25 protein-coding genes are annotated in these 24,913 nt (G+C 66.6%); 12 read left to right on the forward strand and 13 right to left on the reverse strand.

Features of this window, described 5'->3' with window-relative positions:
- Positions 1–62 precede the first annotated feature (62 nt).
- Positions 63–1,409 carry a lipase family protein gene (locus tag HB681_RS28350; protein ID WP_213958222.1) on the forward strand — a complete coding sequence of 449 codons (1,347 nt, stop codon included), beginning with the start codon at positions 63–65 and terminating at the stop codon, positions 1,407–1,409.
- Positions 1,410–1,419: 10 nt separating this feature from the next.
- Here HB681_RS28350 and HB681_RS28355 read toward each other — a convergent pair whose 3' ends face one another.
- Together HB681_RS28355 and HB681_RS28360 are read right to left on the reverse strand one after the other, a co-directional pair.
- Positions 1,420–2,298 carry an alpha/beta fold hydrolase gene (locus HB681_RS28355; protein WP_213958223.1) on the reverse strand — a complete coding sequence of 293 codons (879 nt, stop codon included), beginning with the start codon at positions 2,296–2,298 and terminating at the stop codon, positions 1,420–1,422.
- Between the two features lie 37 nt (positions 2,299–2,335).
- A complete protein-coding gene (locus tag HB681_RS28360) occupies positions 2,336–3,331 on the reverse strand; it encodes an SDR family oxidoreductase (RefSeq protein ID WP_213958224.1) in 996 nt (331 codons plus the stop codon).
- A 190-nt stretch (positions 3,332–3,521) separates the two neighbouring features.
- On the opposite strand from HB681_RS28360, the gene HB681_RS28365 reads away from it, so the two are divergent.
- The 5 genes from HB681_RS28365 (at position 3,522) to HB681_RS28385 (ending at position 7,528) form a co-directional block, all read left to right on the forward strand.
- The gene (locus HB681_RS28365) at positions 3,522–4,511 is read left to right on the forward strand and encodes a tripartite tricarboxylate transporter substrate-binding protein (RefSeq protein WP_213958225.1); all 990 of its coding nucleotides are present in this window, start codon (positions 3,522–3,524) and stop codon (positions 4,509–4,511) included.
- A 147-nt stretch (positions 4,512–4,658) separates the two neighbouring features.
- Entirely contained in the window at positions 4,659–4,919 is a 261-nt protein-coding gene (locus HB681_RS28370; RefSeq protein ID WP_213958226.1) for a toll/interleukin-1 receptor domain-containing protein, read from the forward strand.
- Between the two features lie 181 nt (positions 4,920–5,100).
- Positions 5,101–5,562, forward strand: coding sequence for an HNH endonuclease (locus HB681_RS28375; RefSeq protein ID WP_213958227.1), 462 nt, complete (start codon positions 5,101–5,103; stop codon positions 5,560–5,562).
- Between the two features lie 36 nt (positions 5,563–5,598).
- A protein-coding gene (locus tag HB681_RS28380; protein ID WP_213958228.1) for an IS3 family transposase occupies positions 5,599–6,743 on the forward strand; the annotation gives its coding sequence in 2 pieces (ribosomal slippage) (positions 5,599–5,872 and positions 5,872–6,743; 1,146 coding nt in all).
- Positions 6,744–7,177: 434 nt separating this feature from the next.
- Positions 7,178–7,528, forward strand: coding sequence for a DUF2200 domain-containing protein (locus HB681_RS28385; RefSeq protein WP_213958229.1), 351 nt, complete (start codon positions 7,178–7,180; stop codon positions 7,526–7,528).
- A gap of 33 nt (positions 7,529–7,561) precedes the next feature.
- On the opposite strand, the gene HB681_RS28390 is transcribed toward HB681_RS28385, so the two are convergent.
- Complete coding sequence (locus tag HB681_RS28390) at positions 7,562–8,683, reverse strand: MBL fold metallo-hydrolase (RefSeq protein WP_213958230.1); 1,122 nt, start codon at positions 8,681–8,683, stop codon at positions 7,562–7,564.
- Between the two features lie 138 nt (positions 8,684–8,821).
- Here HB681_RS28390 and HB681_RS28395 point away from each other — a divergent pair, with 138 nt between their 5' ends.
- On the forward strand, positions 8,822–9,253 hold the full coding sequence (locus tag HB681_RS28395; RefSeq protein ID WP_213958231.1) for a DUF1801 domain-containing protein: 432 nt from the start codon (positions 8,822–8,824) through the stop codon (positions 9,251–9,253).
- Positions 9,254–9,334: 81 nt separating this feature from the next.
- On the opposite strand, the gene HB681_RS28400 is transcribed toward HB681_RS28395, so the two are convergent.
- The 7 genes from HB681_RS28400 to HB681_RS28430 form a co-directional block, all read right to left on the reverse strand.
- The gene (locus tag HB681_RS28400; protein ID WP_213958232.1) at positions 9,335–10,492 is read right to left on the reverse strand and encodes an ROK family transcriptional regulator; all 1,158 of its coding nucleotides are present in this window, start codon (positions 10,490–10,492) and stop codon (positions 9,335–9,337) included.
- A 132-nt stretch (positions 10,493–10,624) separates the two neighbouring features.
- Positions 10,625–11,404, reverse strand: coding sequence for an ATP-binding cassette domain-containing protein (locus HB681_RS28405; RefSeq protein WP_213958233.1), 780 nt, complete (start codon positions 11,402–11,404; stop codon positions 10,625–10,627).
- A 1-nt stretch (position 11,405) separates the two neighbouring features.
- Positions 11,406–12,593 (reverse strand): ABC transporter permease, encoded by a 1,188-nt coding sequence (locus tag HB681_RS28410; protein ID WP_213958234.1) that lies wholly within the window; start codon positions 12,591–12,593, stop codon positions 11,406–11,408.
- A gap of 307 nt (positions 12,594–12,900) precedes the next feature.
- On the reverse strand, positions 12,901–13,923 hold the full coding sequence (xylF, locus tag HB681_RS28415) for a D-xylose ABC transporter substrate-binding protein (protein ID WP_213958235.1): 1,023 nt from the start codon (positions 13,921–13,923) through the stop codon (positions 12,901–12,903).
- A gap of 174 nt (positions 13,924–14,097) precedes the next feature.
- Positions 14,098–14,586 (reverse strand): c-type cytochrome, encoded by a 489-nt coding sequence (locus HB681_RS28420; RefSeq protein WP_213958236.1) that lies wholly within the window; start codon positions 14,584–14,586, stop codon positions 14,098–14,100.
- A complete protein-coding gene (locus HB681_RS28425) occupies positions 14,583–15,206 on the reverse strand; it encodes a TetR/AcrR family transcriptional regulator (RefSeq protein ID WP_213958237.1) in 624 nt (207 codons plus the stop codon). Before HB681_RS28425 ends, HB681_RS28420 begins: the two co-directional genes overlap by 4 nt.
- Positions 15,203–15,643 (reverse strand): ester cyclase, encoded by a 441-nt coding sequence (locus HB681_RS28430; RefSeq protein ID WP_213958238.1) that lies wholly within the window; start codon positions 15,641–15,643, stop codon positions 15,203–15,205. The genes HB681_RS28425 and HB681_RS28430 overlap by 4 nt, the downstream gene beginning before the upstream one ends.
- A gap of 224 nt (positions 15,644–15,867) precedes the next feature.
- Between HB681_RS28430 and HB681_RS28435 the strand changes: the two genes are divergently transcribed.
- Complete coding sequence (locus HB681_RS28435; RefSeq protein WP_213958239.1) at positions 15,868–16,647, forward strand: crotonase/enoyl-CoA hydratase family protein; 780 nt, start codon at positions 15,868–15,870, stop codon at positions 16,645–16,647.
- A gap of 12 nt (positions 16,648–16,659) precedes the next feature.
- Here HB681_RS28435 and HB681_RS28440 read toward each other — a convergent pair whose 3' ends face one another.
- Positions 16,660–17,418, reverse strand: a complete 759-nt coding sequence (locus HB681_RS28440; RefSeq protein WP_213958240.1) for an SDR family oxidoreductase — start codon at positions 17,416–17,418, stop codon at positions 16,660–16,662.
- Between the two features lie 114 nt (positions 17,419–17,532).
- On the opposite strand from HB681_RS28440, the gene HB681_RS28445 reads away from it, so the two are divergent.
- The 3 genes from HB681_RS28445 to HB681_RS28455 all read left to right on the forward strand — a co-directional run bounded on the left by HB681_RS28445 (position 17,533) and on the right by HB681_RS28455 (position 20,814).
- Entirely contained in the window at positions 17,533–18,456 is a 924-nt protein-coding gene (locus HB681_RS28445) for a LysR family transcriptional regulator (protein WP_213958241.1), read from the forward strand.
- Positions 18,457–18,577: 121 nt separating this feature from the next.
- Complete coding sequence (locus HB681_RS28450; protein ID WP_213958242.1) at positions 18,578–19,594, forward strand: tripartite tricarboxylate transporter substrate binding protein; 1,017 nt, start codon at positions 18,578–18,580, stop codon at positions 19,592–19,594.
- A gap of 296 nt (positions 19,595–19,890) precedes the next feature.
- Positions 19,891–20,814, forward strand: a complete 924-nt coding sequence (locus tag HB681_RS28455; protein ID WP_213958243.1) for a hypothetical protein — start codon at positions 19,891–19,893, stop codon at positions 20,812–20,814.
- A gap of 18 nt (positions 20,815–20,832) precedes the next feature.
- Here HB681_RS28455 and HB681_RS28460 read toward each other — a convergent pair whose 3' ends face one another.
- On the reverse strand, positions 20,833–21,159 hold the full coding sequence (locus tag HB681_RS28460) for a DUF1840 domain-containing protein (protein ID WP_213958244.1): 327 nt from the start codon (positions 21,157–21,159) through the stop codon (positions 20,833–20,835).
- 7 nt (positions 21,160–21,166) lie between these two features.
- The gene (locus HB681_RS28465) at positions 21,167–22,432 is read right to left on the reverse strand and encodes a cyclopropane-fatty-acyl-phospholipid synthase family protein (RefSeq protein WP_213958245.1); all 1,266 of its coding nucleotides are present in this window, start codon (positions 22,430–22,432) and stop codon (positions 21,167–21,169) included.
- Between the two features lie 101 nt (positions 22,433–22,533).
- Here HB681_RS28465 and HB681_RS28470 point away from each other — a divergent pair, with 101 nt between their 5' ends.
- Positions 22,534–24,912, forward strand: a complete 2,379-nt coding sequence (locus HB681_RS28470; protein WP_213958246.1) for a bifunctional salicylyl-CoA 5-hydroxylase/oxidoreductase — start codon at positions 22,534–22,536, stop codon at positions 24,910–24,912.
- Position 24,913: the final 1 nt, after the last annotated feature.

Consider the following 24,913-nt stretch of genomic DNA (forward strand, 5'->3'; position numbering starts at 1 on the left):
CGCAAAGGAGACTCTGATCACGTCAGCGTCTCCCTCACTACAACATCACGTCGGAGAAATCGATGAAGTATTTGCATGTGTGGAGCGTGGCCGCCGCGGCGACCCTGTTGACGGCTTGTGGCGGCGGCGACAGCGGCCCCAGCCTCGCGATCCCGCCGGTCGGCATTACGACGGTCAGCACCGGCAAGCTGGTGGAGCCGCAGGCCCCCGTGACGACGCTCACCAAGGCCCAGATCGACGCCGGCACCAAGGCCAGCGGCCTGCAGGCCCTGAGCGGCCCGGCGCTGTGCGATGTCAGCGTGGTCGCGCTCAACTACACCACGCTCGGCGCGAAGGGCGAAGCCACCAACGCATCGGGCGTGCTGCTGATGCCCGCGGGCAGCTGCGCCGGCAACATCGTGCCGCTGGTGGCCTATGCCAAGGGCACCGACGTGCAGAAGCCGCGCACGCTGGCCAACCCCGCCGACCCGGAGACCCAACTCCTCACCGCCATGTACGCCGCGCAAGGCTATGCGGTCGTGGCCACCGACTACCTCGGCTTTGCGAAGTCGCAGTACCCGTTCCATCCCTACCTGCATGCCGACTCCGAAGCGCGCTCGGTGCTCGACTCCATCCGCGCGGCGCGCACCGCCGTCACCAACCTGCAGGGCGCCCTGTCCGGCAAGATCATGTTCACCGGCTATTCGCAGGGCGGCCATTCGTCCATGGCGGCGCACCGCTCGGCCGAGCGCGACTACCCGTTCGAATTCAACGTGGTCGCCGGCGCGCACCTGGCCGGCCCGTACAACCTCTCGGGCGCGACCAAGCTCGGCATCGCTCCGCTGGGCTACCAGTTCTTCGTGCCCTTCCAGGTCACGGCCTACCAGAAGATCTACGGCGACCTCTATGCCAAGCCGAGCGATGCCTTCAAGGCGCCCTACGACAGCTACATCGAGGGCCTGCTGCCGAGCGCGACGCTCAACTACACCACCCTGGTGACCTCCGGCGCGCTGCCCGGCGCCAATGGCGAATCGCCTGCGCAAGTGCGTGACCTGATGTTCCAGCCGGCCTTCCTGGCGGACGCGCAAACCAATTCGAACAACACGTACTACCTCGCTGCGAAGAGGAACGACCTGTTCGGCTGGAGCCCGCGCGCGCGCACCCTGCTCTGCGGCGGCGCCGGCGACCCGACCGTGCCGCCAGCCGTGCACCAGATCCCGATGAAGGCCGACTTCGACGCACGCGGCGTGACGACGGTGACTTCGGTCGACGTCGATGCACAGATCCAGGCGACCTACGGCACCAACGGCGCCGCCCCCCAGGACCCGACCTCCGCCGCCTTCGCGACCTACTACGGCTCCTACCACGGGACCTACGAGCCGCCGTTCTGCCATGCCGCCGCGCGCCGTCTCTTCGACGCGCTGAAGTAGTCGACGAAGGTCAGCGCGCGCCGACCACGCGCGCGATCCAGGCGAGGAGGACGGCAAACACCTCCTCGCGATTGGTTTCGTTGAGCGTCTCGTGGCGCGCGCCGCCGAACACGTGACAGGACACGTCACGCAGGCCCGCTTCGCGATAGCGCTCGACCAGCGGATAGAACCATTGCGCCTTGTTGCTGACCGGGTCCTGGTCGCCGGTGAACAGGTACACCGGCAGGTCCGCCGGGATGCGCGACTGCATCGCCGCCGGCGCCAGCTCGGCCAGGCCCGCGAACATCGAGCCCATGCCCTCGGCCGTGACCGTGAAGCCGCACAGCGGATCGGCGATGTAGGCATCGACCTGGGCCGGGTCGCGGCTCAGCCAGTCGAAGGGCGTGCGCACGTCGGGCAGGGCGGCGTTCATGTCCTCCAGCCTGAAGCCGCTTTGCAGCGCGGCGCCCAGCAGGTCCAGCGCGGCCGTGCCGGAGAGCACCGCGCCCGCGAGCAGGTCGCTGTGCTTCACCAGGTAGTACTGCGTGGCGAAGGAGCCCATGCTGTGGCCGATGAGGATCAGCGGCAGGCCCGCATGCGCGGCGCGGGCATGGCGGCTGAGCTGCGCCATGTCGTCCACCAGGCCGTCGAAGCCGCGCGGGCCGAACTCGCCCAGTTCGCCGAGCGCCTGCGCCGACTTGCCATGGCCGCGATGCTCGTTCGCATAGACCACGCAGCCGGCCTGCGTGAGCGCATCGGCCAGCGCGCGATAGCGCAGCGAATGCTCGCCCATGCCATGGGCCAGCTGCACCACGGCGCGCGGCGCGCCGCTGCCCTGCCAGCGATGTGCCTCGATGGCGTGGCCGTCGTTGGCGGTGAGGTCGAAGTGCGTCTCGGTGCTGCTCGTCATGCGCTCGGTCTCCGTTTGAAGAAAGTGGACGGTCATCCTAAATGCCGCCCACCTCCCCCGTCACCGGCAAAACGATCCCCGTGATGTAGCTCGCGCACACCGGCGAGGCGAGGAACACATAGGCCGGCGACAACTCCTCCGGCTGCGCCACGCGCTTGAACACCGTGTCGTGGCCGAACTTCTTCACATCGCCGGCCTCCTTGTCGGCCGGGTTCAGCGGCGTCCACACCGGCCCCGGCGCCACGGCGTTGACGCGGATGCCCTTGTCGATGAGGTTCTGCGCCAGCGCCTTGGTGAAGGCATGTATCGCGCCCTTGGTGGCGGAATAGTCGAGCAGCTTGGCGCTGCCGGCCAGGCCGGTGACCGAGCCGGTATTGATGATCGAACTGCCGTTCTTCAGGTGCGGCACGGCCGCCCGCGCCATGCGCATGTAGCCGCCGATGTTGGTCTGCAGCGTGAGGTCGATCCGCTCGTCGGAAAGGTCCTCGATGCTGCTGGCATGCATCTGGAAGGCTGCGTTGTTGACCAGCACGTCGAGCTTGCCGAAGGCCTTCAGCGCCTTCTGCACCGCGCGCTCGCAGAAGGCGCTGCGCCGCACGTCGCCCGCAATCAGCACGCAGCGCTTTCCTTCCGCCTCGACGGCGGCGCGGGTCTGCTCGGCATCGGCCTTCTCGCTGAGATAGACGACTGCCACATCCGCGCCCTCACGCGCGAACAGCACGGCGACGGCGCGGCCGATGCCCGAATCGCCGCCGGTCACCAGCGCCGCCATGCCTTCGAGCTTGCCGCTACCCTGGTAGTCCGGCGCCAGGTAGCGCGGCTGCAGCTTCATGCCGGCCTCGCCGCCGGGCTTCCTGAGCTTGTCCGGCGGCAGGCGGCTGGGTTGCACCCGTGGCCCGGCCTGCACGGCCTTGCTGCTTTTCTTCGCGGCGGGCGCGGCGCGGTCACGCGCGTCCTGCCGGCGCTGGATCGCGGCGTGCTTGCGCACCAGCGCGGCCCTCGCGCCACCGCCGCCCGGGTTTGAACTTGCCATGGCCCATCTCCTTCATGTCAGTGCAGATGGGCCCGATGGTCGGGACAGGGGTGCGCCCCGCCTGTCGTCCGACACCGACGGAATTGCTGCGACATTTGCCCGTCGATACACAGTCTTACAAGGGAAATTCGCGAGGCGTCAGGCGCGGGTCAGTCGATAAGATTCCGCTTTTTTGGCCCAAGGCACATCCATGAAGAAACTGCTCGCATTCACCGCCGTCGCCGCAGCGGCGGTCGCCGCCACCCTGCCGGCGCAAGCCCAGGACTTCCCGGCCGGCAAGCCCATCACCATCATCGTGCCCTTCGCGGCCGGCGGCCCGACCGACCGCGTCGCGCGCGACCTGGCCGAGTCGATGCGCAAGCCCCTGGGCGACGTCAGCATCATCGTGGACAACGCGGCCGGCGCCGGCAGCACCATCGGCAATGCCAAGGCCGCCCGCGCCAAGGCCGACGGCTACACGCTGCTGCTCACGCACGTGGCCATGGCCACCACGCCGGTTCTGTACCGCAAGCTGCCCTACAACTACGAGACCGACTTCGAGTACCTGGGCATGATCAACGATGTGCCCATGACCGTCATCGGCAAGCCGCAGCTGGAAGCGAAGAACTTCAAGGAGTTGCGCGATTGGATCGGCAAGAGCGGCGGCAAGGTGAACCTGGGCAACGCGGGCATCGGCTCCGCATCGCACCTGTGCGGCCTGCTGTTCCAGAGCGAGCTGAAGGCCGACATGACCGCGGTGCCGTACAAGGGCACGGCGCCGGCCATCGCCGACCTGATCGGCGGGCAGATCGACATCCTCTGCGACCAGACCACCAACACCACCAGCCAGATCGAGGGGAAAAAAGTCATCCCCTACGGCGTGACCACGGTCAAGCGCCTGACCACGCCGGCCCTCAAGGACATCCCCACGCTGGACGAGTCCGGCCTCAAGGGCTTCCAGGTCACCATCTGGCACGGCCTGTATGCCCCCAAGGGCACGCCGGCGCCGGTGCTCAAGAAGATCAACGACGCGCTCAAGATCGCCCTGAAGGACCCGGAGTTCATCAAGAAGGAAGAAGGGCTGGGTGCGGTGGTGGTGCACGACAAGCGCGTGGAACCGGCGGAGCACAAGAAGTTCGTGCAGGCGGAGGTGGCGCGCTTTGGGCCGGTGATCAAGGCGGCTGGGCAGTACGCGGACTGAGGCGCTGCGCCTACCGGACGCTTCGCCACGGGCCACGGAAAGACATGGCGAACAAGCGTCCGACCACGATCGCCGAATACGTTCGTGGAACGCGAAGGCGACGCCTTCTGGTAAGTTGCATCCATGCACTCCGTCCCTGGCGTCTTCATGAGTCACAGCCATGCAGACAAGGCGTTTGTCCGGCGGCTGTCGGTCGATCTGGGCGCACTCGGGGCGCACGTCTGGCTGGACGAGGCGGAACTGATGGTAGGCGATTCGCTGTTCGAGAAGATCGAGGCAGCCATCGACCAGGTCGACCACCTGGTGGTCTTCATCGTTTCAGCGAAGGAGTTACCTCTCGAACGCTTGCCTCTTCTTGTCGGGGCTGCGGCGTCGTTGCACTTTGCGCTCTCGATTGGCAGGAAGTGAGTTTCGTAAGCATGATGTCCTCTAACCCGCCTCGTTCGCGTCCTTCTTTGCCGCTGGCGCGCATTCATCACGCCGCGCCCTCTGCGATGAGAGTACCGTTCGTTTCGCCAGCCTTGGGCTCAACCACCGGTCGAGCCGACCGTCTACGGCGTCGGCTCACCTCGTTCGTTAGCCTGCACGTATGAGCATCGCCGAAGCGCTCCGTCAAGTCTGCGAGATGTTGTCTTCAGGTAACTCCGCATCAGCCGCAGAGATACTGAGCGCTGTATTCCCGCCGCCTCCAGCATCTACTCCTCGTTCACCATGGCCGCTTGCGCGCTTAACCAAGGTTTTCGTTCGCGACGGCTTCAGCGATCGGTATTTCGGCGAGCCCCTCGTGTTTCCGGGAGCGCTGCGCGCGCTATCAGTACTTTCGCCGTCACTCTTTCCGTACCACCGCAACTGGAAGCAATCTCTCACGCACCCCGCATACTGGTCCCACTACCCGACTATCGATCATGTTGTCCCTGTCGCGCGTGGCGGCGCGGACGATGAATCGAACGTCGTTACCACCTCAATGCTCCGCAATGCTGCAAAGTCAAACTGGCTACAGAAGTGGCGCCGCAAATCTGAACAGCGCTTTAAGTGGAAACTCCGGGCTTGATGCCGGGCCGAGGAAGGTCTGGCGACAGGAGTTTCGATGGTCAAGAAATCAGCGCGGCGCACCCGCCGCACGTACACGCCGGTGTTCAAGGCCCAGGTGGCGGTGGCCGCTTTGCGTGAAGACAAGACTCTGGCCGAACTGGCCACGCAGTTCGAGCTGCACCCCAACCAGATCACGGAGTGGAAGCGGCAGTTGCTGGAGCACGCGGCCGAGGCCTTCGGTGGCGGCGCAGCGGCACCAGCCGAACCGGTCGACCTGAATCCGCTGCACGCCAAGATCGGGCAGCTGACGCTGGAGAATGATTTTTTAGAACGCGCGCTCACCAAGGCGGGATTGCTGAGCGCAAAGCGATGATCGACCGGAAAGAGCAACTGTCCGTCACGCGCCAAGCGCAGCTGCTGGGCATCAGCCGTGGCTCGGTGTACTACCTGCCACGGCCAGTGAGCGATGCCGACCTGGCGCTCATGCGCCGTCTGGACGAACTGCACTTGGAGCACCCATTCATGGGAGCGCGCATGCTGCGCGACCAGCTGCATCGCGAGGGTATCCAGGTTGGCCGCAGGCATGTGGGCACATTGATGCAGCGCATGGGCATCGCAGCGCTTGCGCCGCAACCGGGAACGAGCAAGCGCGCACCGGGCCACAAGATCTACCCGTACTTGCTGCGCAAGCTGGCGATCACGCGGGCCAATCAGGTGTGGGCGCTGGACACGACCTACATCCCGATGGCGCGCGGCTTCGTCTACCTCACTGCCGTGGTGGACGTGTTCAGCCGCCGCGTGCTGGCGCATCGTGTGGCCATCACGCTGGAGGCGATCCACGCCAAGGAAGTGATCGAGCGGGCCCTGGCCCTGTACGGTGCACCCGAGATCGTCAACACCGACCAGGGCAGCCAGTTCAGCGCCGAGGAGTTCACCGGCGCAGTGCTGGCCGCCGGTAGCAGGCTGTCGATGGACGGGCGCGGAGCCTGGAGGGACAACGTGTTCGTCGAGCGCCTGTGGCGCAGCGTGAAGTACGAGCGCGTGTACCTGAAGGCCTACGACAGCGTCAGCGCCGCGCGCGCCGACATTGCTGACTACCTGGCCTGGTACAACGCGCATCGCGCTCATTCGAGCCTGGATCGCTCTACGCCGGACGAAGCGTACTTCGCCGGCCTGCCGCCAGTGAAACTGGCCGCGTAAGATGAAGATCGCTGGTGCGCCCCGAGTTGCCCACCGCGTCGTGCGTTCGTCGCAAGCGACGCCCGCCGCCGTGGACAACTCTGCACCGTTGGCAAACCGCCCGGAATCCACTTAAGAATCGGGGAATGCTGTTCAGACAAGCGGGGCCACTTCTCTACTCTCGGAGCTCGGGTGGCCCACAGCGAGGGCGGCGCCCTCGGTTGCCACTTGGGATGGCCTGCTTGCTTGGTTTTGTCGCGAGTATGAGCAGAACGAGAAGCTACGTCACGAGCCATCGCTGCGCCAGTGGTACAAGGCGGCAAAGAGTGCCGGCTAACCCATCGTTGCACCCGACTCGCTACAGCGGGCCGACGTCCTTCGGCATACCTCGGTCCGCGAATCAGCCTCAACCTTACGCCCACGCGCTCACTCTTGCGTCACAAGGAAATACGAAGATGGCAGGACATCGAATCTTCTCCACTCCCTTCGCGGCGGTGTATCCCCTGTACGTGGAGAAGGCCAAACGCAAGGGGCGCACGCAAGAGGAGGTTGATCACGTCATTTGCTGGCTCACAGGCTATGACCGTGCCGGGTTGAAGCATCAGATCCAACAGAAGGCTGACTTCGAGAGCTTCTTTTCTCAAGCGCCAGCGATGCATCCAAATAGTGCTCTCATCAAAGGTGTGGTCTGTGGCGTACGTGTGGAGGAAGTTGAAGACCCGCTGATGAAAAGGATTCGTCAGTTGGACAAACTTGTCGACGAACTAGCGAAGGGCAAGGCCATGGAGAAGGTCCTTCGACAATGAGTCCTTCTAGGCAAGACGTATCGCTGCGCCAGGCTAGTCCAGCGGCCACGACATGGCGTCTGGCAACACCTGCGGCGCTGGCGCACGGCGCTTGGATGCGCGTGCCGACGTATCCACACCGCGCCACCACGGCTCGACGTCGTTCGCGTGCGCTGGCTCGACCGCTTCGCCCAGCCGGGGCATGACGAGTCGCGCGCCCATCTTGGCGCCCAGGTCCAGCAAGACGTCGGCTGGCTGGTGCCACGCATGCGTGGCGAGGCTGAAAGTGCCCCAGTGCACTGGCAGCAGGGCGCCACCGCCGAGCAACTCGAGGGCCTTGAGCGCGTTCTCCGGGCCAAGATGCATGTCACCCCAGGCTGGGTGGTAGGCACCGACCTCCAGCATCACCAGGTCAAACTTTCCCAGACGTTGGGCGATCTCGCGGTACTCGTCCGTGAGCCCTGTGTCGCCGCTGAAGAACACCGCATGCCGTGGCGAACGTATGGCGAGCGAAGACCACAGGGTGGCGTTGCGATCATCCAGTGAACGGCCCGAGAAATGCTGCGAGGGCGCGGCCGTGACCGTGACCTCGCTGTCGGGCAACTGGTACGTTTCCCACCAGTCGAGTTCGACGATGCGCTCGGGAGGCACGCCCCACGCTTCGAGGTGTGCGCCGACACCCAGCGAGGTCACGAAAGGCACGTCGAGCCTGGCCAGTTCGCGGATGGTCGGATAGTCCAGATGATCGTAGTGGTCGTGCGATACCACGACCAGGTCGATGGGGGGCAGCGCACGCAAGGGTACCGGTGCCGGCTGGAAGCGCTTGGGGCCGAACAGCCGTGATGGCGACGCGCGCGGCCCCCACACCGGATCGGTCAACACACGCAATCCTTCTATCTCGAGCAACACCGTCGAATGCCCAAGCCACGTGGCGCGCAGGCCGCTTGCGGGTGCATTCGCCCAGGCTGGCAACGGGTCCATCGACGGCAGCAGGCCCCGTGGCACGGTGCCTTCGGCGCCACATAGCAACTCGCTGATGGAAGGCATCTTTGCCTGCGGGTCGCGCAAGCCGGGACTGATCGGATGCAGGTTGCGGAAGCCTTTGCCATCCCAGCGCGGTGACGCCTTGATGCGTTCAAGCCGCGCGCCTTGTGGCTTCTTGCCGAAGGATTTCATGTTGCGCTCCCCTTCGCCGGTCAAGGCCGGCATAGTGACTGGTGTTGTGAATGAAAGTGTAGCTACTCAGCCTCATTTCGACAGCGACATCCGCTTCTGGCGAGGGTGGGCTGGCCGAGGCCGCACGGAGGCTGCCCCATGCCAATGAAGAAGTCCGTCCCTGCAGAAAATCCCGACGCATACATTGCCTCGCTCGCCGATTGGCAACGGCGCTGTGCGCAAGCACTGCGATCAACTGTCGTCAGTTCCGCACCGCTGCAAGAAGCCATCAAGTGGGGCCACCTGGTGTACTTTTCGAAGGGTCCCGTCCTTCTCATCCGCGCCGAGGAAGAGCGCATCCTCCTGGGTTTCTGGCGCGGCCAGCGTCTGTGGCATATCGAGCCGCGCTTGAAGCCGGGCGGAAAGTACGAGATGGCAACGTTGCATCTCGTGAAGGAAACGTCCCTTGAGCAGGCCACCGTGGTCAGGTTGGTCCAGGAAGCCGTTGCCCTCAACGAGCGTCACGGCGACCCGACTGCGGTGCCAGCCAAGATCACTTCGGCCGGATCGCGTCGGCCGTTTCCTGGATGACCACCGGCGGCGCGGATTCGACGTCTCGCGTCGAGTCCTGGTTGTAGGCCCATGGCAAGCCCAACTGCTCGCCGAGGCGGTTCAGCGCGCCAGCAATTGCGGACTGGCCCGCTCGCGCCGCTCGACCGTGTTCGGATGCATCGGCCGCAAGTAGTCATGCAGCGCCAATGCCGCCGCCCCCACCGCAGGCGCCAACAATCCGTGGCGCGCGCCGCGCACCACCGGCGGCGGCATGCCTGCTGCTTCCGCGTAGCGCTGCACCGTCTCGATGGCGCTTTGCAAAAACTCGGGATGGTTCACGCACGTCGAGCCACCGACGACGATGGCGCGCGGGTCGAAAGTGATCCACAGGTTCTGCAGCAGCACGCCCAGCATCTCGCCCGCGCGGCGCACGTCGCCTCGCTTCTTGCCGAGCATGCGCGAGCCGAAGAACGCTTCGGCGCAGCCGCGCCTGCCGCAGGAGCACAACGGCCCGTCGGCCTGCAGGATGCTGTGGCCGATCTCGCCGGCCATGCCCTGCGCGCCGGTGAAGAGGCGGTCGTTCAACACGATGCCGGCGCCCACGCCCACATCGCAATCGACAAAGATCAGCGGATCCTCGCCCTCGCCGTCGCAGAACTCGTATTCGCCGAGCGCGGCCACATCGGCTTCGTTCTGCAACTGCACCGGCACGCGTGGCAGGCCGGCCGCGGCGAACGCCTCGATGAGCCGGGGCAGCAGGTCGAGCCGGCGCCAGCCGAGGTTGGGTGCGAACAGCACGATGCCGGTGGCGTCGTCCACCGCGCCGGGCACGCCCACGCCGATGCCGGTGAGTTCGAGCCCGCGTTCAGCGATCTCGTCCCAGGCTTGCGCACACATCGCACCAGCCTGCGCGCAGACTGCGGCGGGCTCCGCGCTGTGCAACGGCTGCGCATCCAACCGCAGCACTTCGCCCAGCAGCGACACGCACACCACGCGCATTGTCTCGACCCCCACCTCGATGCCCACCAGCGCACGCACACGGTCGTTGATGGACAACGGCGTCGATGGCCGCCCCAGCCCATCGGTGACGGCCGCATCGGATTCGGTGAGCCAGCGGTCCTCGATCAGTTCGCGCACCAGCCCGCTCACCGTCGACTTGGTCAGCCCGCTCTCGCTCGCCAAGCGCGCCCGCGACAGGCCCGGCTGCGCACGCAACAGCCGCAGCAGAACGCTGCGGTTGATGCGCTTGAGCAGTTGCTGGTCACCGATCGTTTTCATATCCAGATTGATCAAGCTGTCCCATTCCAGAAACACCGCGGAACCGGCTTTGCCGGGCCGCTGGTGCTGCCCCCGGCGGGGGGTGAGAGTGGCGACACGAAGTGCCGCCACGACCTGGGGAGGAGCAACAGTTCATGCGTGCTCGGCCTGCGGCTTGCCCTCTGGCCGCTTGCCCGCGATGATCATCCCCAGCACCTCGTCCTCGGTCACGTCGGCGGTGCGATACGTTCCCACCAGCTTGCCGTTCTTCATCACCGCGAGGCGATCGCTCAGCGAGAACACATCGGGCATGTCGTGCGTGATCAGGAAGATGCCAACGCCGTCGGACTTGAGCTGCTTCACAAGCCCGCCGACCATCGCCGTCTCTTCCGGCCCGAGCGCCGCGCAGGGCTCGTCCATGATCAGGATGCGCGCATTGAAGTACAGCGCCCGCGAGATCGCCACCACCTGCCGCTGCCCGCCTGACAAGCCACGCACCGGCACGCGGATGTTGGTGAAGTTCTTGTTCAGCCGGTTGAACACCTTGCGCGCGGCGCCTTCCATGAAATGGTCGTCGAGCGTGCGCCACGGCGTGAGCTTCTCGCGCCCGAGGAACAGGTTCGACACCGAGTCCAGGTTGTCGGCCAGCGCCAGCGTCTGGTAGATGGTCTCGATGCCCTGCGCCTGCGCCTCCGAAGGCGTGCGGATGTGGACCTTTTCGCCCGCGATGATCGTGTCGCCCGAGTCGATCGGGTAGGCACCCGCCAGCATCTTCATCAGCGTGGACTTGCCGGCGCCGTTGTGGCCCAGCAGCGCCACCACTTCGCCCGGGTAGAGGTTGACGCTGACGTCTTCCACCGCGTGCACGCCGCCGAAAGCCTTGCGGATGTTGCGCAGCTCGACCAGCGGCTTCGATTTGTCGATCGTGGCCATTTCAGCGATCTCCGAATTTCTTGCGATACAGCACATCGAACACGACGGCGATGATCAGCACCTGCCCGACGATCACCATGCGCTTGCCGATGGCCACGTCCAGCAGCAGCATGCCGCTGTCGAGCGACTGCATGATCAGCGCGCCCAGCACCGAGCCGAAGATCGAGCCGCTGCCGCCCGCGAGCGCCGTGCCGCCGATGACGGCCGCCGCGATCACATACAACTCCATGCCCGTGCCCAGCGAGTTGGTGCCCGCGTTGAGGCGCGCGATCGACACGATCGCGGCGATGGTGACCAGCACCGCCAGCAATGCGAACAGCATCAGCGTGACGCGCTTGACCGGAATGCCCACCAGCTCCGCCGCATCCGGGTTGCCGCCCATCGCGAACACGTAGCGCCCGAAGCGGGTGCGGTGCACGATGAAAGACAGCACGATGCCCACCACGGCCCAGATCAGCACAGGGATCGGAATGCCCTGCGGCGCGTCCTTGCCGGAGATCTGGTAGTGGTTCATGGCCCAGGCAAAGACCACCAGCACCGCGATCGGCACTGCCGTGAACATCAGGTCCACCGCCAGCGACTCCGTCGGCATCTCATAGCGTTGCAGCGCCCTGCGCTTCTGCATCATGCGGAACAACAGCACCAGCGCCACGATGCCCGTCAGCACCCATGTCGCCGTCACGCCGATGGCGCCGTCATAGCCACCGCCCAGGCGCTGGAAGAACTCGTCGCTGACCGGCTGCGTCTTGCCGTCCGCGACCAGGAAGGCCGCGCCGCGGAACGACATCAGGCCGCCCAGCGTCACGACGAACGAAGGCACCCCCAGCACCGCCGTGAGCCATCCCTGATAGATCGACACCAGCAAGGCCACCGCGAGGCCCGCGAGGCAAGCCGTCGGCCAGGACCAGCCCGAGGTGTATTGCAGGTAGGCGATCAGCACGCCGACGAAACCCATCACCGAGCCCACCGACAGGTCGATGTGCCGCGCGACGATCACCAGCACCATCACCGTCGCCACGATGCCGACCACGGCCGTCTGCTGCGCGACGTTGTAGAGATTCTCCGGCGACAGGAACACGCCGCCCGAGAAGATGTTGAACACCACACCCATCACGATGAGCAGCACGCTCATCAACAACAGGCGAAGGTCGACGCCGCTGCGGCGCCAGATTGGCAAAGGCTTGTTCATAAAAAACTCCCATCGACGATTTGCAGGTACGCGTTCCAGCGAGCGGGATTCAAGGCGGGCGCGAGCGATGCACCGCGGCCCTCACCCCAACCCTCTCCCCGAGGGGAGAGGGAGTTGCACGCGAGCAGCCTCTGCAGAGCGAGATCGCGTGAAACACCGCGGAACCGGCTTTGCCGGGCCGCTGGTGTTGCCCCCTCGAGGGGCCGAGGGCCGCGGCTCCAAGCCTGCCTGCGCAGGCTTGGACGGCCCGCAGGAGCAGCCGCCTCTGGCGGCCGCCCGGGCGCCGCAGGCGCCGCGGGGGTGGGCCTTACTTGCAGGCCGCGGGAGCCTTGTCCCCGCTCACGCCCTTGCACAGTTCGTCCTTCTTGATCCAGCCGGCCTTCACCACCACGTCGAGGTTGGCCTTGGTGATCGGCACCGGCGTCAGGAAGCGCGATTGCAGGGCGATCTTCTTTTCGCCCTTGTCCCAGCTGGTGGCCTTGTCCACGGGCTTGCCGGCAGCGAGCGCCAGCGCGGCATCGGCGGCTTCCTTGCCGAGTTCGCGAGAGTCCTTCCACACCGACACGGTCTGCGTGCCCTGCGCCACGCGGTTCAGCGCGGCGAAGTCGGCGTCCTGTCCCGACACGGGAATGCCCTTGACGCCCTTGGAAGTCAGCGCCGCCACCGCCCCGCCGGCCGTGCCGTCGTTGGAGGCCACCACGGCATCGACCTTGCCGCCGGCCTTGGTCAGGATCTGTTCCATGTTCTTCTGGGCGACCTCGGGCTTCCAGCCGTCGGTGTACTCGTCGCCGACGATCTTGATGTCGCCCTTCTTCACCGCTTCCGCGACGACTTCCTGCTGGCCCGCGCGCAGGAAGTTGGCGTTCGGGTCGGTCGGCGAGCCCTTGATGAACACGTAGTTGCCCTTGGGCGCGAGCTTGAACACCTCGCGCGCCTGCATGCGGCCGACCTCGGTGTTGTCGAAGGTGATGTAGAACACGCCGGGCGCTTCGATCAGGCGGTCATAGGCAATGACAGGCACCTTCTGGCGCACGGCCTTGGTGACGGCCGGCAGGATCGCGTCCTTGTCCATCGCCAGGACGATCAGCGCCTTGGCGCCCTTGGCCATCAGGCCTTCGATGTCGCCGAGCTGCTTCTCGGGCGAACCGCCGGCGTCGGCGCTGATGTACTTGGCGCCATGCTTTTCAAGCTCCGCCTTGATCGCGGCCTCGTCGGTCTTCCAGCGCTCCTCCTGGAAGTTGGACCAGCTCACGCCGACCACGGTCTGGGCGCAGGCGCCGAAAGCAGCGAGGCCCAGGGCCACGGCTGTGAGAGTGCTCTTGAATTGCATGTGGAAGTCTCCGGCTAGGGAAGTTGGTAAGTCACCGCTCAGTGATTAGTTCGGCTGACAAACTAACTATCCCATCGTCGGGACTTTTTGCACATCAGGGTAAGCCCGGGGCATGCGTCCCTTGTGGAGACGCAGCGCCTGCCGCATCACGGCCCGGCGCGGGTCGCGCCGTGGCTAAGGAAACTGCACCACCGGCCCGTTCGCCTTCGTGCCCGGCGGCAGATACGCCGGCGCCGCCACGCCGGCCGAACCCAGCGACCGCGTGTAGGCGTAGATGGCCTTGAGATCGGTATCGGTCATCGCGCGCACGTTGAACCACGGCATGGGCGGGCGCGGCTCCATGCGGCGGGCGTGCTGCAGCCATTGCTGCTCGCTCATGCCGGCCAGCAGCAAGCGCAGGTTGGTCGGATAAGTCGTCCCCCATGGGCCGGCCCAACCCAGCGCATCGCCGGTGAGCCAGAGCTTCTCGTCGACCTTGCCGTTCTGCGGCGCGTAGCCGGGTGTGTGGCAGTCGTTGCAGCCGGCGGTCTGCACCAGGTAGCGGCCACGCTGCAGCTGGCTTGTGGGCGCCTTGGCCGACGCGGCGCTTTCGGCCAGGGCGACCGTGCAGGCGCTCGCGAGCAGCAGCGCGGCAACGGAGGGCAAGTGCTTCTTCGTCATCATGGGGACTTCTCCTGCTTGGGGGTTGGCAATGCGGCGTTGACCAGGGCGCGGATGGCCCAGCGGCGGACCTTGCGCGCCTCGGCATCGTCCAGGCGCAGCACGTCCTTGAAGACGAGCATGGATTCGGTGCCCATGACCAGCGCGAGCGCGTGCTGGAGGTTGCGCAGCCCCGCGGGGCTGAAGCGGGCACGCGTCGGGCCCAGCGCCGCCTCGATCAGCGGCGAACGCCGGTTCTGGCGTGCGGGCAACTGCGGGTCGACCTCGCCGCGTGCGCTGCGCGCCAGCGACTGCGCCAGCATCATGCGCAAGGTCACTTCGTTGGCCTGCATCATGGCCTGCAGCGCATCGTCGATGCGTTCCAGCCGCGCGATCGGATTGCTCGCCGGCACGCCAGCCAGGATCTGCTCAGCCTGCGGCGTGTCGACGTCGATCGAGGCCTCCAGGTACAGCGTCTCGACCTTCGGAAAGTAGCGGTAGGCCGTGGCACGCGAAACCATCGCCTGCACAGCGACGGCCTCCAGCGTGGGCCGGCCGCCCAGGCGCATGAGTTCCGATGCGGCCTGGAGCAAGGCCTGTCGCGTGCGCTGCTTCTGCTGGTGCCGCAGGTCCAGCGGCGTCATGCGGCGGCGGTGGTCTCGGCCTGCGGCAACTGCTGCAGGACGGCGGCAAGGTCGATCCACACGTTCTCCCGGTTGATCTGGCCCGCGTCGGAAAATTCGACCACGTGCAGCAGCCGGAAGCGCAAGGGACGGCCATGCCCGTCCAGGCCGAACGGGCGCCCGGACGCCCTGCCGCTCCAGAGCGAATCGTCGACCATGAAGTTGTGGCCGTAGAGACGGCGCAGCGACTTCACCTTGCCGTCGGTGAGATCCGCGAACAGGGCTTCGTAGAAGGGCCGCGCGGCGTCACGCCCGCGAGTCGGCCCGGTGGGCCAGCCGACGATGTCGTGCTCGACCGTCGGCGACAGCGTGGCCAGGACGCCGGCCACGTCGTCATGCGCCTCGAAACCGAAATGCTCGTCGAGCTTGCGGTCCATTTCTTCGTGGGTGAGCGGCATGGGAATTCCTTTCAGGCTGGAAAGAGACTCCCTGCTCATGAGATAGAAATCTCATGACAAGAATGTTAGATCGCGAGCGTGCGTTTGCAAGTGAACTGCGTCACTCCCGGCATGCGGCAAATTCAACCTGGCGTCTTCGCGAACCAGCGCGAGGCTACGATTCGACGGCAGGTCCATACCTCAGCTCAAACGCGCCGGTCCAGGCGCACCTGAAAGGCGCCGCCATGTCACTTGTCAGCTTCGAAGTCGATGCGGAGATCTGCGTCATCACCATCAACCGTCCGGAAAAACGCAACGCCGTCGACGGCCCCACGGCGCTGGAACTTCGCACTGCGTTCGAGCGCTTCGAAGCCGACCCCGCCCTGCGCGTGGCGATCCTGACCGGCGCGGGCGACAACTTCTGCGCCGGCGCCGATCTCTCGGCGGTGGGCGATCCAGCGCTTCGCAACGAACTGGATCCGGAAGGCGGCCGCAACGCGCCCATGGGCCCGACGCGCATGGCGCTGTCGAAGCCGTTGATCGCGGCCATCAGCGGCTACGCGGTGGCCGGCGGCCTGGAACTCGCCTTGCTGGCCGATCTGCGCGTAGCGGATCCCGACGCCGTACTTGGCGTGTTTTGCCGGCGCTGGGGCGTCCCGCTGATCGATGGCGGCACGGTGCGCCTGCCGCGCATCGTCGGCATGGCCCGTGCGCTCGACCTGATCCTGACCGGCCGTCCGGTGGCTGCGCCGGAAGCGTTGGCGATGGGCTTGCTCAACCGCGTCACCGCAGCCGGCAACGCGCTGGCCGAAGCCAGGTCACTGGCCCGCGATATCGCCGCCTTCCCGCAGCAATGCATGCTGAACGACCGCCACTCGGCCTACGCGCAGTGGGACCTGCCGCTGGCCGACGCGCTTCGGCAGGAAGGCATGCGCGGCGTGCCGATCGTCGCGGCAGAAGGGAAGGCCGGCGCCGAGCGCTTCGCCGAGGGTGCGGGGCGACACGGCAATTTCACCGGCAATTGACCGGCGCATGGATCACGCGCCAAACCCCCCGTCGATCGTCAGGCTCGCTCCCGTCACATAGCCCCCGTCCGGCCCCGCCAGGTACGCCACCATGCCGGCAATGTCCTCCCCCGTGCCGAAGTGCGGGATCGCCATCAGTGAGCGCAGGCCGTCCGCGTTCGGCCCGTCGGCCGGGTTCATGTCGGTGTCGACCGGGCCGGGCTGCACGTTGTTGATCGTGATGCCGCGCGGGCCGAGGTCGCGCGCCAGGCCCTTGACCAACCCGACCAGCGCCGCCTTGCTCATCGCATAGGCGCTGCCGCCGGCAAAGGGCATGCGCTCGGCATTCGTGCTGCCGATGTTGATGACCCTGCCGCCCTGCGCCATGTGCGCGGTCGCGGCCTTGGTGGCGACGAAAACGGCGCGCACGTTGACCGCCAGCGTGCGGTCGAAGTCTTCCACCGAGAGCTGGTCCACCGTGCCAAGCAGCAGCACGCCCGCGCTGTTGACCAGGATGTCGAGGCGGCCGTGTTCGGCCGCGGCCTTGTCGATTCCGGCGGAGAGCGCCGCGGCGTCGGCGCTGTCGATGCGCACGGCCTGGGCGCGGCCGCCCGCGGCTTCGACGCTGCGCACCAGTTCATCCGCAGGCGCTTGCGAGGCCGCATAGCTGAAGACGACGTTCGCGCCATCGGCGGCCAGGCGGCGCACGATCGCGGCGCCGATGCCGCGGGAGCCGCCGGTGACGAAGGCAACCTTGCCAGCGAGCGAGAGGGAGTTTGCAGAGGTGGTCATGATGATCTTTCGAGGGAATGTGTTGAACAGGCCTCCAGTTTGGGGATTCCCATCTGTTCCCGGTAGCCATCAAAAACCTCAATGACTTGCAACCACTGGTTGAAAATGGCAACGATGGAACCCCTCACCCATCTCGAATCCTTCGTCCAGAGCGCCGAGGCCGGCAGCTTCTCCGCCGCCGCGCGGCGCCTGGGCCTGACGCCAGCCGCCGTCAGCAAGAACGTCGCGCGCCTGGAGGCCAGCCTGGGCGTGCGGCTGTTCCAGCGCAGTACGCGGCGGCTCGCCCTCACCGAGACCGGCGAGGGCTTCCTGCGCCAGGTGAGCGGCGGCCTGGCCACGCTGCAGGATGCGCTGGCCAGCGTGGCCACCGTCGGCGGCGAGCCGGCCGGCACGCTCAAGGTCAGCATGGGCCAAGCCTTCGGCCGCGCCTACGTGGTGCCGCTGCTCGGCGACTTCCTCGCGCGCTACCCGGCCGTCGTGCCCGACTGGCATTTCGACAACCGCCAGGTCGACCTGATCGGCGAAGGCTTCGACGCGGCCATCGGCGGCGGCATCGAGCTGTCGCCGGGGCTGGTGGCGCGGGAGCTGGCGCGCGTCGACGTGGTGGCGGTGGCTTCGCCGCGCTACATGGCGGGCCGGGTTGCGCCCCGGCATCCCTCCGACCTCGCGACCTTCGACGGCATCGTGCGGCGCTCGTCGCCGACCGGGCGCATGCGCAGTTGGACGCTGCGCAACGCAACCGGCGATGAAGGCGCGGCCGACCTGCGCGCCCGCATCGTGTTCAGCGACCCGGAGGCCATCGCCCAGGCCGTGCGGATGGACCTCGGCGTGGCGCTGCTGCCGATGCCCTTCGCCGCAGCCGGGCTGGCCAGCGGGGAGTTCGTGCGACTGCTGCCCGGCTGGGCCGCCGACATGGGCCAGTTGTCGCTGTACTACCCGAGCAAGAAGCTGCTGCCGGCCAAGACACGCGTGTTCGTCGACTTCGTGGTCGAGCGCTTCCGCGAGGCCGGCTTCGCGCCGAGGATGAAGGGCCATTGAGCATTGAAATTGCCGTTGACTACAGCGGCGCGGCTTGGGTAACTACGGGCAACGGATCGCCCGCTTCGCGCTTACAACGAGCGCGATGACCTCCCCGCAACCCACCTCCCCGAAAGCCGGCATGACCCTCCTCTCCAAGCCGAATCGGCGCGTCGCCCTGGCCGCAAGCGCAGCGGCCACGCTGCTGCTGCTCGCAGGTCCCGCCACCGCCCAGGACAAATGGCCCACCAAGCCTGTGCGCATCGTCGTGCCCTTCGCGGCCGGCGGCACCACCGACATCCTGGCGCGCGCCGTGGCGCCGGAGCTGTCGAAGGCCTTCGGCCAGCAGTTCATCGTCGACAACCGCGGGGGCGCCGGCGGCAACATCGGCGCCGAGGTGGTGGCCCATGCGCCGCCCGACGGCTACACGCTGCTCATGGGCACGGTGGGCACGCACGGCATCAACCGCGCGCTGTACAACAAGCTGCCTTACGACCCGATCAAGGACTTCGAACCCATCACGCTCGTCGCCGCCGTGCCGAACGTGATGGAGATGAACGCCGACAAGGCCCGGGAGATGGGCATCAAGAACGTGGCCGACTTCATCAAGTACGCCAGGAGCCATCCGGGCAAGCTCAACATGGCGTCGAGCGGCAGCGGCACCTCGATCCATCTGTCCGGCGAGCTGTTCAAGAGCATGTCCGGCAGCTTCATGACGCACATCCCGTACAAGGGCTCCGGCCCGGCGTTGATGGACATGGTGGCCGGCAATGCCGACGTGATGTTCGACAACCTGCCCTCGTCGATGCAGCAGATCAAGGGCGGCAAGCTGATAGCGCTGGCCGTGACGAGTTCGAAGCGTTCTGCCGCGCTGCCCGACGTGCCCACGGTCGAGGAAGCCGGCGGCCCTGCGCTCAAGGGCTTCGAGGCCAGTTCGTGGTTCGGCCTGCTCGCGCCCGCCGGCACGCCGCCCGAGATCGTCAACCGCATCCAGCAGGAAGTCGCCAAGTCGCTGAACACGCCGGCCATCAAGGAAAAGATGCTGGCCCAGGGCGCCATCCCGAGCGGCAACACCCCGGCGGAATTCACGAAGCTGATCGCGAGCGAGCACATCAAGTGGGCGAAGGTGGTGAAGGACTCCGGCGCCAAAGTCGACTGACCCCGAAGGTGTGAATATTTCTACTGCGGACGCCGATCTCGGGCCTGCGCTCCTCGCCGTACAGAAGTACGGCTGCGGTGCGCGAGCCGGCCTCCCGGCTGGCGCCCTCGCTACGAAATCTTCACACCTTCTGCGCTGGCTTTGATCAAGACCATAGCTGACTGCACTGGAGCCATCTGGACGGCCCGCCTGGCCAGAAACGGCACCGGAACTTAATTGCAAAGTAGTCAATTGCCGACAACGTGAACCCCGGCCTTGGCACACAGTCCAAGGCTCATCCAGTCAGGAGTGGGTTCATGACGACCGCTTGCGGTATCTGCGGAAAGCTCAATCGGAAGAATGCCAGGTTCTGCGTCGGCTGCGCTGCGCGGCTTGGCGTCGAGCCGGTGGTTACTTCCATCCCGGGGCCGACGTTTGCGGACTCGCGCCGCGACGTGGGCTTCGACTCTACGCGCACCGCCACCGATCATTCCCGGCCGACGCCCTTGCGCGCTGCGGCGCCCGCGCGCGAGCCAGCAATGTTTTGGCTGCGCGCCGGGCTGGCCGGCCTGGTGCTGCTGATCGGCTTCGTGGGTTGGTGCATGTATGTGCTGACCTCCCACAAGGCGGCGGTGGTGCCGCTGCAGGCCAGTACGAACGCGTCGGTTCCGTCCAGCGAATCCCGACCTCAGGCGGAATCGGCGCCGACCGTTGCTTCGCCCTTCGCGCCGGTAGCAACACCAACATTAGCGGAGTCACCAGCACCGGGAGCGTCGAGCCGCGTCGCCACCCTCCCGCCCCTCGCCCCCGCCGCAAGGCCCCCGCCGGCCACCGGTACGGAAGCCGATGCATCCATCGCCGCGACTTCTCCTTCGACCGCCGGTCGCGGCGCTGACGCGGCGCGCAGCCGCCTCACGACCGCGCCACGCAGCTACGCCCGCGAGCGCAGCCGCCGTCAGGAGTCGCCGGACACCGACACCAGCGGCTTGGCGCCAAACTTCGGCTGGGTCGCGCCTTTGCGCGAACCGGCGAACACCTTGAATCCAGGCTACGCCGATCCAGGGCCACCCGTGGTCCCCGGCCCCGGCCCGCGCTATGCCTCGTCGATTCCATCGCCCGTGGAGGCCCCGCCCGCCTATGAAGGCGTCGCTCCGAGCCGTGGTCCGGACGCAGGACCGCCGATCGTTCCCGGACCCGGCCCGCGCTACGACTATTCGAGCCCGGGCGCGATCCCGAGGTAGATCAACGCAGGGCGGACTTTATTTGGCGCCCCAGATCACATCCTTGCCATCGGCCTGCGCATCCTTGAGCATGTGGATGATCGGCGCCGCCCGCTGATGCAGCCCGATATGCTGCCGCTCCGCCTCTTCCGCATGCCCTTCCACCGCGAGCGCATCATGGTTGTGCCTGTTCGTGCCTTCCGTGCGCACGGCGGCCTCCAGCGCCGCGAGCGCCGAGGGGATCTGCTCGACCGTGATGATGCCGCTGCCTCCTCCGGATTTGCCCATGATCTCGAGCAATTGCCGGGCGTTGGCTTCGAGCATCACGACATCCTGGGTCGCTTGCGATTTGAATCTGTAGAGCATGTGGTTCTTACCGGTAAATGTGGTCGCGGACGAAAGGGTACGCCGAATGTGCGCCACGCATCAAGCCCGTGTCCTTGTTGCCGTCCGGCTTGATGGCAAGCATCTGGTGCAGCGAGATCCAGCCCTGCTCGAAACTCATGGCCGATCCGGCCAGGTAAAGACGATAGGCGCGCAGGATGCGCTCCGCCCGCTCGCGGCTGCCGGTGGAGCGCTGCAGCACCGCCAGCGCGGCGTCCAGCCTGCCTTCGAGGGCGTCCGACCAATTCCATAGCGTGCGCGCGTAATGCGGCCGCAGGTTCTCGGTATCGACCATCTCCAGGCCCGCCGCCGCCATCTCGCGCAGCACATGCGTGACGTGCAGCAATTCGCCACCCGGGAAGATGTACTTCTCGATGAAGTCGCCCATGCCGTTGCCCAGTTGGTGCTGGTCGAGCCGACCCGATGTGATGCCGTGGTTCATGACCATGCCGCCGGGCACCAGCAGTTCGTCGATCCGGGCGAAATAGGCACGCATGTTGGCCGCCCCCACGTGCTCGAACATCCCCACGGACGCGATGCGGTCGAAGGGCTTGTCGGCCGCCAGCTCCCGATAATCGCGCAGCTCCACGCGCACGCGCCCGCCCAGTCCCCTGGCGTCGATGAGCTGCTGCACGTAGGCGTGCTGGTTCTTCGACAATGTGATTCCGGTTGCATCCACGCCGTAGTGCTCGGCCGCCCACATCAGCAAGGCGCCCCAGCCCGAGCCGATGTCCAGGAAGCGCTGCCCTGGCTGCAGCAGCAGCTTGCGGCAGATGTGGTCCAGCTTGGCCTCCTGCGCCTGAGCCAGCGTCAGCTCGGGCGTCTTGAAGTACGCGCAGGAATAGACGCGCCGCGGGTCCAGCCACAGGGCATAGAAATCGTCCGACACGTCGTAGTGGAATTCGATCTGCGCAGCATCCTTGTTGAGCGAATGCGCGCCGCGGGACTTGGCCCGCCGCAGCAGCCGACCCCACCAGCCCGTGTTGGTTTCAGCCGGATTGCCCGGCAGCAGGCCAACGGCCACATCGGTCAGATCGCGCATCGCGCCTTCGATCTGCACCCTGCCCTCGACGTACAACTCCCCGAGCGCACCGATCTGACTGGCCGCGAGCTTGGCCAGCCCCGACCAGTCCGAGAAGGCCAGCGTCACGCGCGAGCCAGGCTTCGCAACGCGCCGCCCGTCGGGCAGCTCCAGCGCAATAGGCACGGCAAGCGTGTCCAGGCGCGACTCGATCTTCGGTATCAAGCTTTGCATGCGAAAGATTCTTGCGATCTGTTACTCAATCGTCAACCGGCTTGGCCCATTCACGCTGTAGTCCATTGACATATGATTGTTTAAGCCTAAACTATTCGACCATGAATTGCCCAAAGTTGCCCTCTCCCGCCCTCCGCCGTGTGTTGTGCATCGGGGGTGGCCCCGCCGGTCTCTACTTCGCGCTGTTGATGAAAGCGCGCTGGCCTGACCTGACCGTCACCGTCGTCGAGCGCAACCGCCCCTTCGACACCTTCGGCTGGGGCGTGGTGCTCAGCGACCAGACGCTGGCCAACCTGGCCGCCGCCGATGCGCCCACCGCGGCCCTCATCGGCGACGCCTTCAACCACTGGGACGACATCGAGGTCTTCTTCAAGGGCCGCAGCGTGCGCTCCGGCGGCCACGGCTTCTGCGGCATCGGCCGCAAGCGCCTGCTCAACATCCTGCAGGAGCGCTGCCTGGCGCTCGGCGTCGACCTCGTGTTCGAATGCGACGCCACCGACGACCAAGCCCTCGCCACGCAATACGACGCCGACCTGGTCATCGCCAGCGACGGCCTCAACAGCCGCATCCGCACGCGCTACGCCGACGTGTACCAGCCCGATATCGACACCCGCCAATGCCGCTTCGTCTGGCTCGGCACCAAGAAGAAGTTCGACGCCTTCACCTTCGCCTTCGAGCAAACCGAGCACGGCTGGTTCCAGGCCCATGCCTACCAATTCGATGCCGACACCTCGACCTTCATCGTCGAGACGCCGGAAGAAGTCTGGAAGGCCCACGGCCTCGACCAGATGGAACAGCCCGAAGCCATCGCCTTCTGCGAAAAACTCTTCGCGCCCTACCTCGACGGCAACGCCCTCATCAGCAACGCCACCCACCTGCGCGGCTCCGCCAACTGGATTCGCTTCCCGCGCGTGGTCTGCGGGCACTGGACGCATCGCGTCGACATCGGCGGCAAGTCGGTGCCGGTGGTGCTCATGGGCGATGCGGCGCACACCGCGCACTTCTCGATCGGCTCCGGCACCAAGCTGGCGCTCGAAGACGCGATCGACCTGGCCAACACCTTTGCGCAAGTCTCCAGCGAAGGTGGCGATGTCGAACAGGTGCTGGAAGCCTACGAAGGCCGGCGCAGCGTCGAGGTGCTGAAGATCCAGAACGCCGCGCGCAACTCGACCGAATGGTTCGAGAACGTCACGCGCTACAGCGGCATGGAGGTCGAGCAGTTCGCCTATTCGCTTCTCACGCGCTCGCAACGCATCAGCCACGAGAACCTGCGCCTGCGCGATGCGAAGTGGCTCGGCGGCTACGAACAATGGCTGGCCGGCGGCAAGCGCGTCCCGCCGATGCTGATGCCGCTGACCGTGCGCGGCCTCACGCTGAAGAACCGGATCATCGTCTCGCCCATGGCCACCTACAGCGCGGTCGACGGCGTGCCGCAGGACTTCCACCTCGTGCACTTGGGCGCACGCGCGCTGGGCGGCGCGGCGATGGTGATGGTCGAGATGACCAGCCCCACGCCCGAAGGCCGCATCACGCCCGCCTGCACCGGCCTCTACAACGACACGCAGCAAGCCGCCTTCAAGCGCATCGTCGACTTCGTGCATGCGCAGAGCAGCGCGCGCATCGGCATGCAGCTCGGCCACAGCGGCCCCAAGGGTTCGACGCAAGTCGGTTGGGAAGGCACCGACGAGCCGCTGCCGTCCGGCAACTGGCCGCTGTTGTCGGCGAGCGCGCTGGCCTACGGCGAGCAGAACCAGTTGCCCGCCGAAATGAGCCGCGCCGACATGGACCTCATGCGCGACCAGTTCGTCGACTCCACGCGCCGCGCCGCCGAAGCCGGCTTCGACTGGCTCGAGCTGCACTGCGCCCACGGCTATCTGCTCGCCTCCTTCATCAGCCCGCTGACCAACCTGCGCACCGACGAATACGCCGGTGACATCCATGCGCGCTGCCGCTACCCGCTTGAAGTGTTCAAGGCGATGCGCGCCGTGTGGCCCGCCGACAAGCCGATGAGCGTGCGCATCTCCGCGCACGACTGGGCACCCGGCGGCAACACGGGCGACGACGCCATCGAGGTCGCGCGCCTGTTCAAAGCGGCAGGCGCCGACTTCATCGACGTCTCCTCCGGCCAGACCACCCGCGCCGCCAAGCCCGTCTACGGCCGCATGTACCAGACGCCGTTCGCCGACCGCATCCGCAACGAGGTCGGCATCTCGACCATCGCCGTCGGTGCCATCACCGACGCCGACCAGGCCAACAGCATCATCGCCGCCGGCCGCGCCGACCTCTGCGCCGTGGCGCGCCCGCACCTGGCCGACCCCGCCTGGACATTGCACGAAGCCGCCAAGCTCGAAAGCCGCGCGGTGGAATGGCCGAAGCAGTACCTCAGCGGGCGCGACCAGATGTACCGCGAGATCGCCAAGCAGAAGGAGATGGCTGCGGCCCTGCAACCCACGACGGCCAAGGCCGTTCCGGTGGAGTGAC

Source organism: Variovorax sp. dw_954, assembly GCF_018449755.1.
Classification (GTDB): Bacteria; Pseudomonadota; Gammaproteobacteria; order Burkholderiales; family Burkholderiaceae_C; genus Variovorax.